9 protein-coding genes are annotated in these 14,430 nt (G+C 43.6%); 3 read left to right on the plus strand and 6 right to left on the minus strand.

What is annotated here, in order from left to right; all coding sequences use genetic code 11:
- The 3 genes from dnaK to L2W36_RS09550 form a co-directional block, all read right to left on the minus strand.
- The coding region (gene dnaK, locus L2W36_RS09540) for a molecular chaperone DnaK (protein WP_236109888.1) at positions 1-1,128 on the minus strand (1,128 nt) is incomplete at its 3' end.
- Positions 1,129-1,331: 203 nt separating this feature from the next.
- Complete coding sequence (locus tag L2W36_RS09545; RefSeq protein WP_031493751.1) at positions 1,332-1,751, minus strand: Hsp20 family protein; 420 nt, start codon at positions 1,749-1,751, stop codon at positions 1,332-1,334.
- A gap of 282 nt (positions 1,752-2,033) precedes the next feature.
- Positions 2,034-4,892 carry a M16 family metallopeptidase gene (locus L2W36_RS09550; protein WP_236109889.1) on the minus strand — a complete coding sequence of 953 codons (2,859 nt, stop codon included), beginning with the start codon at positions 4,890-4,892 and terminating at the stop codon, positions 2,034-2,036.
- Positions 4,893-5,244: 352 nt separating this feature from the next.
- Here L2W36_RS09550 and glgC point away from each other — a divergent pair, with 352 nt between their 5' ends.
- Complete coding sequence (glgC, locus tag L2W36_RS09555; RefSeq protein WP_124941733.1) at positions 5,245-6,558, plus strand: glucose-1-phosphate adenylyltransferase; 1,314 nt, start codon at positions 5,245-5,247, stop codon at positions 6,556-6,558.
- A gap of 62 nt (positions 6,559-6,620) precedes the next feature.
- On the opposite strand, the gene L2W36_RS09560 is transcribed toward glgC, so the two are convergent.
- The 3 genes from L2W36_RS09560 to L2W36_RS09570 all read right to left on the minus strand — a co-directional run bounded on the left by L2W36_RS09560 (position 6,621) and on the right by L2W36_RS09570 (position 11,186).
- Positions 6,621-7,787: an MFS transporter gene (locus L2W36_RS09560; protein ID WP_329605668.1), complete on the minus strand. Its 1,167-nt coding sequence runs from the start codon at positions 7,785-7,787 to the stop codon at positions 6,621-6,623.
- Positions 7,788-7,873: 86 nt separating this feature from the next.
- Entirely contained in the window at positions 7,874-8,824 is a 951-nt protein-coding gene (locus tag L2W36_RS09565; RefSeq protein ID WP_236109891.1) for a glycyl-radical enzyme activating protein, read from the minus strand.
- 70 nt (positions 8,825-8,894) lie between these two features.
- Positions 8,895-11,186, minus strand: a complete 2,292-nt coding sequence (locus L2W36_RS09570) for a pyruvate formate lyase family protein (RefSeq protein WP_236109892.1) — start codon at positions 11,184-11,186, stop codon at positions 8,895-8,897.
- A 261-nt stretch (positions 11,187-11,447) separates the two neighbouring features.
- Here L2W36_RS09570 and L2W36_RS09575 point away from each other — a divergent pair, with 261 nt between their 5' ends.
- Together L2W36_RS09575 and L2W36_RS09580 are read left to right on the plus strand one after the other, a co-directional pair.
- On the plus strand, positions 11,448-12,134 hold the full coding sequence (locus L2W36_RS09575) for a GntR family transcriptional regulator (RefSeq protein ID WP_088878910.1): 687 nt from the start codon (positions 11,448-11,450) through the stop codon (positions 12,132-12,134).
- 312 nt (positions 12,135-12,446) lie between these two features.
- Entirely contained in the window at positions 12,447-14,366 is a 1,920-nt protein-coding gene (locus L2W36_RS09580; RefSeq protein ID WP_236109893.1) for a PTS fructose transporter subunit IIABC, read from the plus strand.
- Positions 14,367-14,430: the final 64 nt, after the last annotated feature.

Below are 14,430 nucleotides of genomic sequence, written 5' to 3' on the forward strand. Positions count from 1 at the left end.
AACTGCAGCACCCATTGCTACTGCTTCATCTGGGTTCACGTCACGGCGAGCTTCTTTACCGAAGAACTCAGCCACTTTCGCTTGAACCATAGGCATACGCGTTTGGCCACCAACAAGAATGATATCGTTGATATCACCAACAGTTAACTCGGCATCCGCAAGTGCGGTTTTCAATGGCTCAATTGAACGCATCACGAGATCTTCAACTAGAGATTCTAGTTTCGCACGAGTCACTTTTACGTTCATGTGCTTAGGACCCGTTGCGTCAGCTGTTACATACGGTAGGTTCACATCAGTTTGAGAAGTAGAAGAAAGCTCGATCTTCGCTTTTTCTGCTGCTTCTTTAACACGCTGCATTGCTAGTGGATCGTTTTTAAGATCAATACCTTGCTCTTTCTTAAACTCATCAACCAAATAGTTGATTAGACGATTGTCAAAGTCTTCACCACCAAGGTGTGTGTCACCATTAGTTGCAAGAACTTCAAAGGTTTGCTCGCCTTCGACTTCATCAATCTCAATGATAGAGATATCGAATGTACCACCACCAAGGTCATACACAGCGACGGTGCGGTCACCACCTTTCTTGTCTAGACCGTAAGCAAGTGCTGCTGCTGTTGGTTCATTGATGATACGTTTAACTTCTAGTCCTGCGATACGACCAGCATCTTTGGTTGCTTGACGCTGTGCATCGTTAAAGTAAGCAGGAACTGTGATAACAGCGCCAGTTACTTCCTCACCAAGGAAATCTTCCGCAGTTTTCTTCATTTTCTTAAGTACTTCAGCAGATACTTGAGGAGCCGCCATTTGTTGGCCTTTTGCTTCTACCCACGCATCACCGTTGTCCGCCTTAACGATTTTGTAAGGCATGATTTCGATATCACGCTGAACTTCTTCGTCTTCAAAACGACGACCGATTAGACGCTTAATAGCAAATAGCGTGTTCTCTGGGTTTGTAACTGCTTGACGTTTTGCAGGTTGACCTACAAGCGTTTCGCCGTCTGTATAAGCGATAACCGATGCGGTTGTGCGCTCACCTTCAGCATTTTCGATTACGCGTGGTTTGTCGCCATCGAGCACTGCAACACATGAATTTGTTGTACCTAAATCAATACCAATAATTTTACTCATAATAATACCTCTCCTCTTCGCATTATTTTTTCTAATGCAAAGTATGTAATTCTATTCTTTATTTGAGTGCAAGTATTTCACTCTTGCACTCTAGATGTCGCTACACTGCATGTGTAGGCAGCAATACTTTTTAGATAAGGCTAGTGAGATCCAATTTCAAATCGAATTCTAAAATCGCCTTATCACATTTCACTTCTCAATGATTATTTGTTGATTGAGATTTTACGTGGCTGCATTGCTTCTGGAACTTCACGAACAAGATCAACGTGCAATAAACCATTTTCCATGCTTGCGGCCTTAACGGTTACGTAGTCAGCAAGTTGGAACTTACGTTCAAAGTTACGCTCTGCGATGCCTTGATAAACGTAGTTTGGTTTGGTTTCTACAGACTTAACTTCACCAGAAACGATAAGCATATTTTCGTTCTGAGTAAGAGTTAGTGCATCTTCAGAAAAGCCTGCAACAGCCATCGTTATACGGTAGTTATTTTCGTCTTTCTGTTCGATATTGTATGGAGGGTATCCATTAGAAGATGGCTTTTTCGCGCTATTTTCCGCTAGGTTGAATAGGCGATCAAAACCAATGGCATGACGGTATAGGGGAGAAAAATCTACATTACGCATAATACTATCCTCATAAATAAGCAATAGTTCTTGATGTTTGATTCACCAAGACCGGAGACATACTCTGTTGCACCTCATTGGCGCCTTAAGACATATGTTCCAAGTGTTAACAGGTTAAAGGAGCTTGTTGATATCGACTATTGCAACGTCAACGTCCTTTGATTACAGTTGCCTTTACTTCCCTAATTAGGCGAAGTAGACAACTCAGGAACTCCATTCGGCAGTTCGTGTAATCAATATATGCTTCCGAGATAAACCTGTCAACACTAATATTAGTTTTTTTTATTCTTCTTTCTCTTTGGGCAGTACCGCAACTGTGATCATATCTTTCAGAACGATTTGTTTCGCTAACTGTTGAACATCAGCCGCGGTCACCGCCGATACTAACTGTTTAAACGTCTGCTCATTAGCAAGGTTCTCGGGATAACTTGAAGCTTTGTACATAAGACCAAACCAAAAACCATTATTCTCGTAGCTCTGTTCAATACCATCAATCATAGGCGTCACTGCACGCTTAAGCTCATCACTCGATACACCCGTTTCCTGGATGTCTCTGATCAACTTACGATAGATATCAAACACGATATCGACATTATCAACTGTGGTATTGCTGTTCAAACTAAGATAACCGTAGTCCTTGTACAGTAGTGACTGTGACGAATCTACCCATGGTGAATACGCCTTACCCGTCTTTTCTCGAATAGCATCGTTGACGCGCAGCTGCAAAATAGAACGCAGTACCGCGAATCCAACCACTTGCTTATAATCGCGTCCATCAGGCAAAGAGAAGTAGCCCGACGCTAGTGCCGTGTTCTGTTCTCCTTGGTGATACAACGTGTAATGCTCACCCACGTTAAGCTGGATATCATCTCTTGGTCTAGGAACAAAGTCTTGTGCCTTGATATTTAACGCTCCAAACGTCTGAGCGACATAATCCACCGCCTGTTGTTGGGTGATGTTACCCAGCAAAGACACTTCGATTGGACCTTGATTAACAGAGCGATCGACAAACTGCTTCAATGCGGTTAACGGTAGTTTGTCGATTACCTCCACTTTCGGGTATTCCCAGCGAGGGTCATCTTGATACAACACCTTGCCAACATTAAAACCTAATACGCCCTCTGGAGTTGTCGGGTAACTGTCATAAACTGACTTGAGGCTCTGTACGGCAAGAGCATGACCGCTTGGTCTGTATCCAGGATGTGTCAAAAATGCCGCTGCCACTTTTAGTTGGTCTAGAGTATCTTGTGGTGGAACTCGGTAGTGACCTTCGATAGCATCATCAGTCAGGTAGTAACTGGCACCAATTTGTCGCCCTGAGAAAATTGACCGTAAATCGTTAATATCATGAGCTTCCAAGCCACCAGCGATGAAGGCAGAGTCAAACAAGGTAGCTAATGGGGCATCTTTCTTTGCAAGATCAAGCTTGCCTTTGCCCACTCGAACACTGATATAGACCGCATTGGATTCAAACTCAGTTGGTTTAACATTGAGATAAACGCCATTGTCGAATCGATATCGTGTCACATCTCCAAAGGCGGTTTTCTCGATTAGCTTGGCTGTCCCTGGTTGCCCAAAGTTCTGATACGCAAACTGTACTTTTTCTGCTTCTGCATATGGCTTAACTTGCGTCGATTCACTGTCTTTATATGCCTCAAGTACCGTCTTGGCCGTAACCTTGGACTGGGGTTTGTCCATCACATAAATTCTTGGATGCTTATCGCTCCAATGCTTGTTGAATATTTGGTTATACGCAGAAATCTCTTTCGGTAATACATCACTTTCGAATAATGACAATGCAAATTCATTGCTCGTTGATACCGCTTTATTGTTGATATCATTAACGACACCTGCTGCGTAGCTCGAACTCAGCGTATCTTTAGTGGCTTCGGCATCCAGCTTTAATAATGTGTGATATTTATCTAATTGGCGCTGAATTTCTTGTTTAGAAAACCCGTACTTAACCGCCTGCCTTAGGGATGATTCCAGCATATCAACCCCAGCCTGCCATTGGTCCGACTTTGTCGCGACACTCAGTTGATTACTCGTAACAACATCAAACTGATTGTAAGAGCCAACATAGGGAGATAACAGTTCGCCTTGGCTTGCGAAAGCGGTTGTCTCTAGACGGTATTGAAGCGCCTGATTGGCTACATAAAGCATGAACTCTTCAACTCGCTTGGCACGAGAATCAGGCGCTCGATTTATAGGCTCTAAGTAGTTAAATTCAACATGTGTCGTCACATTGCTATCTTTAAACACTCTTGCTTCGGCTGTGGTTGGAAACATCACTTGCTTGCTATAAGGAACAATGTCATGACCTTTGTTATCCCAGCTTGCAAATTGTTTCTCTACCATAGAGAACACAGATTGGACGTCAACATCTCCGGCAATAACTAGGGTTGTATGATTAGGCGTGTAATAGTTATGGTAGAACGCTTTTAATCTCGATTGATTAACTTCCTTCATTCCTTCTAACGTGCCAAGTGGAATACGATCGATAATATTCGCCCCTTGAAGTACATAGCTAGACCAATCTTTAAGTATTCTTAAATCTAAAGTTGTTCGTTCGCGAACTTCTGAAGAAATAACGGGTAACTCACGAGCAATAGCATCCTTATCTAGTGTTAATTCTGATGCCGTTTCTCTCATCAAAAACAAGGCCGTCGATAGCGTCTCTTTATCGTTTTTTGGCAGATCTAACATGTAAACCGTCTGCTTAAAGTTCGTTTCTGCGTTACTGTCCTTACCAAAAGACAGTCCGTGTCGCTCTAGAATCTGAATCATGTCGCCTTCAGGCACATTAGTAGAACCGTTAAACGCCATATGCTCTAAAAAGTGCGCAAGACCCGGTTGTTTGCCAGTTTCTTGTAGAGATCCCGCACCAACTCGCATTCGAATCGAAATCGCTTTTTTCGGTTTTACGTTCTGAATTACGACAACCCGCATACCATTGTCTAAGACTTTTACATGCAATTTCTCATTCAACGGCAAATCAGACTGTTCAAACCAAAGGGTTGCTTTATTATTCGGCGTCTCAACATGCGCATTGGTTGCATATGAGAATGATAGAAGGAGCAAGGTAACGATAAATACTGATGATTTCATCAGATAAGCTCGACCTAATTGAGGAAAAACCATATCAAAAATTCCCTGAAAGTTGGTGTTGTCACTTGGGCGTAACAATACACAGATAGTGTGCATAGTTTCTTATTGTATTAAAAACTAACCAATGTCTTTGTAATAGTCTGTAGTAGCGTGTTTCGCAATTACATTGTTGCGAGGCATATGTGACAAATCACCTATTTCATAATTTTTGATAAATCTTTACCCACTATGGTATGGATTGCATAAGAAAATTCTGCTCTTATGGAAAGGATTATTAACGACGTCATCGAGCGTGAGAGTCGACAAATAACCGTCCCAAAGAAGGACGACGACAGCCACACTCCCCCGAAACGTCTTTTGTGCTTGTAATATAAGGAGTTATACAATGCCGAAGGAAAATCAATATTCCCACATTTCTAGTAACGCTCGTCTTCGTAATACCACCGCGATGATCCTAGCGGGAGGTAAGGGAACACGGCTTAAAGAACTCACCTCAACTATTGCTAAACCAGCGGTCTCATTTGGCGGCAAATTCAAAATCATCGACTTTGCCTTATCAAACTGTATTAACTCTGGTATCCGCAAAGTTGGTGTACTCACTCAGTACATGGCTCAGGACCTAATTAGCCATATACAATCAGGTTGGCAATCGTCCTATTCTGCCTTAGGTGAAGGTGTCCATATCATTCCTGCGCAACAACGTGTTGGCGAAAACTGGTATCGAGGCACTGCGGACGCTATTTACCAAAACCTCGACTTGATAAAACGACACGATCAAACTGAGCGCATCTTGATTCTTGGTGGAGACCATATCTACAAGATGGACTACTCTCGAATGATCAACTTCCATGTGGAAAGCGGCGCTGATGTCACCGTGGCTTGTATTCAAAAACCCATCGAGCAAGCATCTGAATTTGGCGTAATGGGATTAAACGACGAAGGCGATATCATCAACTTTGTAGAGAAACCAGCAAACCCAACCCCTATGCCTAACGATGACTCTAAGGCTCTCATTTCAATGGGCATCTACATTTTTAACGTAGATGTTCTAGATGCTGAATTGCGTCAGGCTCTTACCTGTCCTGACTATAAGCACGATTTCGGACACAACATCATCCCTAGTCTTATCGGTCGCAGCAATCTCAAAGGCTATGTGTTTACGGAACGTGGTCACCCGGGCGCCAATGGCTATTGGCGAGATGTCGGTCATGTAGATGAATATTATGCTGCCACGATGGACTTACTCGCTCCGACACCAGAACTAGATATCTATGACAAGAGCTGGCCTATTATGACCAACCAAGTTCAACGTCCTGGAGCTAAGTTTCTGTTTAATGACCCAAATCGTCGTGGATATGCCGTAGACTCAGTGGTTTGCGCCGGCGCAATTATCTCGGGTGCACAGGTTACACATACTTTGGTATCTTCTGATGTTCGCATCGATGATTTTACCGAAATCACTGACAGCATTTTGCTGCCAAGTGCTTCGGTAGGACAAAACTGCAAGCTGAAGAAAGTGATTGTCGGCGAAAACTGTCACATTCCAAACAGTATGGAAATCGGCTTTGACGTGGAACTGGATAAGCAGCGCTTTACTGTTACTGACGAAGGCATCGTCCTCGTCACTCAGGACATGTTCCCGCTGAAAGAAGACAGCCCTCTCGTTTCCGAAGGTGAGAAAAACGCTCAAACCGCGTAACGGCTTCTCGCATTCCTCTATCAAAACGCCCTAAACTATTAGGGCGTTTTGTGTTTATTAGGTTATACGTTGCGTGAGTTCTTAATAGCTACGATCATCACAAGAAGTACAAAGTACATTCCAAGAAGCGGAAATGCAGAACCGACGGGCAAAGTCGAAGCAACAAACGAGACCAACGCCGTACACAACCAACTGCCCGAAAAAACAATGGCATTAGCGACTCCGGCAATATGCGGGAAAGGTAACAACGCCTTTCCCAGATATAACGGAAATAGCATTCCCAGAGAAACTATAATCACAGCAACTGGCAACAAGAACGCCAACAAATTCAACCCATAAATATACTGAAATGACATACCAATCACTAACGCGGCTAGCGACGCGGTGATTGCAACGTTGGTTTTCCGTTCAGCGGATACACTAAATAAAAAACGATTCGCCAAATTACCTAGCAACCAACATGCACCCAACGCTAACGCAATATTGCCATAAAACACCGGACTATAACCCAAACGCGACTGGATGATAAAAGGGCCGACGGTATTGAACGCTGGCAAAATACTGTAGAAAACACCACAAATGATGGCTGTACGTTGAAAGTTTCGATTAAAAACGATCTCGGTAAGATTGCTTTTAATTTGCTCCCCACGTAATGGCTGCACAATTTGCAGTGTTTCACGAAAAAACAAGCAAAGAAAAACGCCTCCTAATGCGACCCAGATTGCCAGAGCGATAAAGACCGATTGCCAACCAAACATAGATTCTAAATGACCGCCTACAAACGGGGACAAGGTAATTCCCATCGCAAACGAAATCGTAATCCAGTTAACCGCTTTCAGATACTCTGCTCCATGATACATATCTTTGATCACTGCCCTGCCTCCAACACAAATCAGAGACACGGCTAGTCCTTCAATCAATCGAAGTACAATTAAGCTGTAGATGTTGGGAGAAATGATGGACAGGAGCAAGGCAGCAACCAGCAGGAAGACTCCTATAAGCATTGGTGTCTTGCGGCCGTATGCATCGACAATAAAACCAGCAACTAGCTGCCCAAGGCCAAACCCCAACATTGCTGACGTAAATGACCATTGAGTTACCGTTTCAGTAGCCGAAAACTCGGTTTTGATGGAAGGAAGAGATGGCACCACAATATCCACTACTATCCCACCTAGAGAGATGAGCAGGTACATAAGAATTGCGAGGTTATTTCTTTGCTGGTTAGTCATAGCAAGTAATAAAAGTATCAATTTGGCGGTATATCTACTCTTTTAATCCTAGTCCTCCTCAACGTCTAGATAACGAAAATTCACAACTAACTCAGCGTAACGTTAATCTCACCATAGCGTTTTATCGATTCAATCCAAGAGTTTACTTCGTTGTCGTCAGGCATTTCCGCATCGACATCATACGTTTTGCCAATTTCGGTCGCTTTTCCCTTGCCAAAATTATGATAAGGAAGCACCTCGACCTTTTGGATATTTGTCATAGACTTCGCATGCTGTGCTATTGCCGCAAAGTGGTCATCAGAAAGGTTGTAACCGGGGATCATAGGGCAACGTAGAATCACTGATGCGTTGATTTCGTTAAGCAGCTGAAGGTTGGTATCTACCAAGCGGCGGGTCATGCCCGTTAGCGTTTTATGAAGCTCATCTCCGGTGGCCTTGTAGTCAAATAAGAACAGATCGACATACGGCGCTATCATTCGATAATGTTCCGTTTTGGAAGCACCATTGGTTTCAACACACACATGCACATCATTAGCTTTGCACATTTTCGCCAACGCCAAACAAAATTCGAATTGCTTAAGCGCTTCCCCACCGGATAGTGTAATACCGCCGCCTGACTTGTCGAAATACACCTTGTCTTTAATGACCTCAGCAAAAACCTGTTCTACCGTCATCTCCTTCCCATAGATCTTGAGTGCATCTTGCATACAAGCATCAACGCATTGACCACAGGTTTGGCAAGCTTCAAAATCAACATTGTGGTTACCTTCAGCATCAAAACTATGTACATTGTTAGGACATACTTGCTCGCAGCGACGACAACCAACACATTTATCCGCATTGAACGCGAGCTGTTTCTGAGCGCTCAGTGACTCAGGATTGTGACACCACACACACTTCATTTGGCAACCTTTCATAAACACTGCCGTTCTAACACCTGGGCCGTCATTGACACTGAATTTCTGAATGTCGAATACCACACCTGTAGTTGATGATTGAGCGAAGGATGTGTGAGAAGTGGAGTCTTTGATGAGCATGGTTTGCCTCATAACTGTCGCAAGAAAAAAAGGCGAACCTTAACTGCCGTGTTCGCCCAATCGGAGGTGTTTAGTCGTTAAGCGTGCGATTTAAAATTTCTAGCTGTACGTCTTTATCTAGGTTGACGAATTTGGCACTAAATCCACCCACACGAACCACAAGATTCGGATATTTTTCGGGATTATGATAAGCGTCTTCAAGCTCACCTTTGCCAACTACACTAACCATAATTTGTGGCCCGCCCTGTTCAAAGTAGCCATCCAGTAAAGCTTCAACGATCATCCGTTTGTTTTGGTACATATTCTTACTGAATTTCATGTTTTGCACCGAACCAGCGTGTACCTCGGCTTTCAATTTTGCCAGCGAGTTTAGCATCGCCGTTGGTCCATTCTTATCAGCACCACTTTGTGGATTGTTGGCATTACTCATATAAACGCCAGTGTGACGGCCATCTGCCGACGCGCTGGTTGCACGTCCCCACTCTGTGTTCACTTGGTTATTGATGATAACGACTAAGTAGCTGTCCATACTCACCTTTGCCGCGGAATCTTTAATGCCGTTGCAGATGTACTCGTGCATTTCCACAGCAATATCATCGACATACGCATCATCATTACCAAACTTAGGTGCGTTGATCAGATCATATTTCATACGATCATAACCATCAAAATTAACGCGCAGTGCCTGGATAAGCTCGCTATAACTGTATTTTTTGTCCTCAAAGATGACTTTTTTGATTGCCGCTAAAGAATCGTAAGCGTTGGTGTTGCCGTACGTTTCATTAGTACCACCAAGCTTATACACACCACCATCCAGTAGAGCCTTACTACGGCCAATACAGTCATCAGTCAAAATACTGGTAAATAGGAAACCCACTTCCTGATTCATCACTTGATAAGAGAATGCTTGAGCTTTCGAAGTCAGTTCAATATAGAAATCCAGCAGATCTTTGTAGTTCTTAACCACATCATCAAAACTTGTGACCTGCTCAGGTTGTAATAACGAGGTACCACCACTTTTGTTTTGACCGTCCCAGAAATCCGTGCCACCAGTCAGCGAAATGTTGAGAATTTTGAGGATGTTGATACACGTATTCGGAGTTCCAACACTTTTACCAGATAACACAAACTCACCACAGCCGAATGGAACATAGTGTTGTGCATCTTGTTCGGAAATCTGCATCGAGTTCATTACGGCAGGTACGTTCACATCATCATTATAAAGAATCGGATAGGTCAGCCCTTCGCCAATCGCTTCTAGGGCATCTTGGTAAACTCCCTGATTCATCCCTTTGTAAATTCGAAGAGTAAACTGCGGCTCAGTATCTTTGTTCTCACGCACTGCCTGAATCGCAAGCTTGCAATATACATCTGCGGTTTCAGGATTGCGTCGACCAAGACCACCAACAACGACTCGACCATTAACCGTGGTTTTACGAGCTTCAATAAGGCGATAGTGTGATCGAATATAATTGATAGCTTGACGTTCAGTAATGCGCCCAGTCTCCAAGTCAGCTACCAGTAAATCACCTAAATAATCATCCATACGACCAAAGTTCACCACCCCAGAACATAAGCTATACAACCATGAGAGCTGGATACCTTGTAAGAATGTTTGTGGTTTATCATTGCGAATGGCATTGAGCGCATCGATCAAGTCATTCATTTGATGTTTGCGCGTTAGGTCAGTGGTGACTTCAAGCTCTTTTGCACACAGCTTGATGTGATGATCAATGACCTGCTCAACAATATCAAAGCAACCCAAGAAGGATTCATGCAGCGCAATAGCTTTTTTATCGTCACAAGCGCGAGCAGAATCGAGCTTGTCACTAATTAGGCGGCGCATACCGCCGATACCATTGTCAATCAGCTTATTGTAATCAAGGTACATGCCGCTAAGGCGCGCTGTAGCAATAGCAGGATAGTTTACGTCAACAAACTTACCAAGTGTGGTGTCGGTTAACGTTTGTCGGAAGTAAATGGAGCGCGTATCTCTCTCTTTCCAGTAATCCAACAATACGTCTACTCGACTATGATCTTCAGAAGAGAGTTCCGTTTTAAAGGCTTCAAGTTTGTCAAAATTACAGTAGTGACCCACGCCACCGACAGAAGTCACACTACCAAAACCAATATGCAGAGCGTCTAGACGACCCACGACGATATCTTCCGATTCGATTTGGCGGAACAACACAGGATAGAGTTCAGACAAGCAAGCCACTTCTCGTTTATAAAGATTTTCTTCGCTTTGATGGGCTCGCGTATAAGCTTCCATAATTTCAAGCTGCATTATTGCTGGCTTCTCGCATGGAATTTTCTTGTTTACGTCTACTTGGCTTGGATTATTTTCGATTTTGGATGACATGGTAGGGCTCCTCGTATCTTTATGAGATAACCATAAATCCACACTAAAAATATGTAAATACAAATATTATTGATTTTGCCAAAATAATGATCGAGATCATGCATCAAAAAATGTTACTAACCACTTTGTTTTGGAATGGGCTTTTCTGGTAACATCTTAAGTATTAACGGATAGTCTCTCGATACCTCTAAGCAGATATGTGTTGACAGGTATAGGCTTAAGAGGCTTTGGTCAGCAATTTGTATAGTTGTAAATGAAGTAATGAAATACGTAGAAGTTTATCAAGCAATCAAGGCTGACATTATCAACGGCCTTTCTCCAGCTTGGTCTCAGCTCGAAGGTGAGCACGCACTATCAGATAAATTTGGTGTCAGTCGCCCGACATTAAGAAAGGCGATTGAGAAGTTAAAACAAGAGTCTTTTGTGCATTCCAGACAAGGCTCTGGGATTTTTGTCAATCCGCCAGAATTCTATCAAGACAATAATTTAACCAGTATTTCTGAGCGAATAAACAAAGATACTGACCTAAAAAACATCGTGCTAGAATTTAGTTCAATCCTTGCAGATCAATCACTTGCAGATAGGTTTCGTTTAGACGTTGGCGCCAGTCTTCATCACTTCAAACGAATGCGTATTATCAATGGTGAACCCGCTATTCTTGAAGAAACTTGGATGCCAAAGAGTTTATTTCCTGATTTCACAGAAGCTCATTGTGAGCACTCTGTTCTTACCTACGTGGAGCAAGTCGCAGGACATAACATAAGTCATGATGCAAAAACCATCTCCGGCAAGATGCTGAATGACAAAGAAGCATTCCTGCTAAGAGTCGAACCCGGACACTTGTGCCTTTCTATCCAACATAATGTGTATCTCCTGCATTCAGTACTCGCGCAATACACCATTGAAACCTTGGCTTCAAACGAACTGACCACTGTATCAATACGCTGATTTATCAGTTAGTTAACCCATCTTATAGGCGGTTTCATCCTATTAAAACCGCCTGTGCTCTGTCCTCAACTACCCCACACCTTTGGTTAAAGCCCAGTCAAACCCACCACTTGACTTAACAAATATTTTTGTGATTTTGGAAGTGCTTTGGTTTCCAATATTCGTTATCCACCTCACAGTTCACCACAAATCAGTATACCCACACACAATATAATGATTTAGATCAATCTCTATCTACAAAACCATTACTAAGATTATTTAAAATTTGTAAATACATAAATTAAAAATCCCTACCAAGAAGAGATCTACATTATGATGAAAGAGATCCTAAACGCGCAGCTAATCAAGCTTGATTTGGCGGCAACCGACAAGGACGCGGTATTCAATGAATTAGCAGATGTGCTAGTCAATGCTGGCAAAGTATCTGACAAACAACAATTTGTGAAAGATGTCTGGGCACGCGAAGAAACTGGTAACACAGGTTTTGAAGATGGCATTGCACTGCCACATGCCAAGAGCGCCTCAGTTGTTTCACCAGCGATTGCCGTTGGTATCAGCAAACAAGGCATCGAATACGGCTCAGAAGACGGACAACCTTCTAATATCTTCTTTATGATTGCTTCGCCTGAAAAAGCGAGCAACTTCCATGTCGAAGTCCTTGCAAAATTATCTTCAAAGATAGTTGAGCCTACATTTTTAGAAAACCTACGAAGCACGACATCTAACGAAGAGGCGCTTGCCTTATTAGTGGCAGACGACAAAGCATCGACACCAACTGTCGCCGCTACCAAAGGCTTTATTATTGGTGTGACGGGTTGTCCGGTAGGGGTTGCACACACTTACTTAGCAGCAGAAGGCATCGAAAATGCTGCCGCCGAAATGGGGTACGAGTGCAAAGTTGAAACAAACGGCTCTGTCGGTGTTAAAAACATCCCTACCGAAGAAGAAATTGCTCGTGCAGATGCCATTGTTGTGGCTTGCGATAAACAAGTTGATCTTAATCGCTTTAAAGGCAAACGCGTTATTATCACTGGCGTCAAAAAAGCCATCAAAGATGCTGACAAGTTGATTGAACAAGCCCTTGCCGCCCCTCTCTATGCGGGTGATGGTAAGTCTAGCGCGAGCCAAGCGACAACGAGTCCTGGTGGCTCAGGTAAAGACCTATACAAGTACCTAATGAATGGCGTATCTCACATGATCCCATTTGTAGTCGTCGGCGGTATTTTGATTGCCATTTCCCTAGCTATCGGCGGAGAACCAACACCGGGCGGCCTTGCTATTCCTGAAGGCAGTTTGTGGAACAAGATCCTTGATGTCGGTGTGGTCGGCTTCACCCTAATGATTCCGGTTCTAGCCGGTTATATTGCTTACGCTATCGCGGACCGTCCAGGGCTTGCACCGGGCCTCATTGGTGGCTGGATTGCCAACAACGGTTCATTCTATGACGCTGATGCTGGTACAGGTTTTATTGGTGCAATCATTGCTGGTCTCTTGGTTGGTTACTTCGTGAAATGGATTGTCAGCTTCAATTACTCGAAGATGATTCAACCACTGGTCCCTATTATGATCGCGCCAATCGCTGGCTCGCTCTTTATTGCCGCCGTATTCATCTTCATCATCGGTGCCCCAATCGCGGGCATCATGGAAACCATGAACAACGTCCTAGCGAACTTATCAACCGGGAACGTAATCATCATTGGTTTGGTCATCGGTTTGATGCAAGGTTTCGATATGGGTGGTCCATTTGGTAAAGTGGCCTTCCTATTCAGTGTTGGTTTGATTGCCGAAGGACAAACTCAGTTTATGGGTGCACAAGCGGCAGCCATTCCAGTTGCTCCATTAGGTATGGCATTAGCTGCATTCCTCGGTAGCCGCATGAAACTGTTCGAACGCGAAGAAGTCGAAAACGCAAAAGCAGCAACCGCTATGGGCATGGTCGGTATCTCCGAAGGCGCCATTCCGTTCGCTGCACGTGACCCATTTGCTGTAATCCCTGCGAACATGATTGGTTCAGCAGTAGCTTGTGTGCTTGGCTTTACCTTCGGACTAACTTGTAACGTTGCACACGGTGGTCCAATCGTCGTTCTACTTGGTGCGTTCAACAAACCTGTTCTAGCATTGCTCGCAATGGCTATCGGTGTTGTCACTACGGCCGCTGTTGCGATTACGCTGAAGAAGATTCGCTATAACAAAGCGCAAAAAGAACAAGCGACACAGTTAGCAATGAGCTAAGTCCCTTGCATATTCGTAGTCTCAACCATAAGTAACCAGGCGACGTCATAAGCCAGCAGTGAAC

It is taken from the genome of Vibrio sp. McD22-P3 (genome assembly GCF_021568915.1).
In the GTDB taxonomy this organism is placed as follows: domain Bacteria; phylum Pseudomonadota; class Gammaproteobacteria; order Enterobacterales; family Vibrionaceae; genus Vibrio; species Vibrio mediterranei.

Excerpts from the sequence above, each read along its gene's own strand:
- L2W36_RS09545 (WP_031493751.1), bottom strand. The coding sequence starts at position 1,751 with ATGCGTAATGTAGATTTTTCTCCCCTATACCGTCATGCCATTGGTTTT.
- L2W36_RS09550 (WP_236109889.1), bottom strand. The coding sequence starts at position 4,892 with ATGGTTTTTCCTCAATTAGGTCGAGCTTATCTGATGAAATCATCAGTA.
- glgC (WP_124941733.1), top strand. The coding sequence starts at position 5,245 with ATGCCGAAGGAAAATCAATATTCCCACATTTCTAGTAACGCTCGTCTT.
- L2W36_RS09560 (WP_329605668.1), bottom strand. The coding sequence starts at position 7,787 with ATGACTAACCAGCAAAGAAATAACCTCGCAATTCTTATGTACCTGCTC.
- L2W36_RS09565 (WP_236109891.1), bottom strand. The coding sequence starts at position 8,824 with ATGCTCATCAAAGACTCCACTTCTCACACATCCTTCGCTCAATCATCA.
- L2W36_RS09570 (WP_236109892.1), bottom strand. The coding sequence starts at position 11,186 with ATGTCATCCAAAATCGAAAATAATCCAAGCCAAGTAGACGTAAACAAG.
- L2W36_RS09575 (WP_088878910.1), top strand. The coding sequence starts at position 11,448 with ATGAAATACGTAGAAGTTTATCAAGCAATCAAGGCTGACATTATCAAC.
- L2W36_RS09580 (WP_236109893.1), top strand. The coding sequence starts at position 12,447 with ATGATGAAAGAGATCCTAAACGCGCAGCTAATCAAGCTTGATTTGGCG.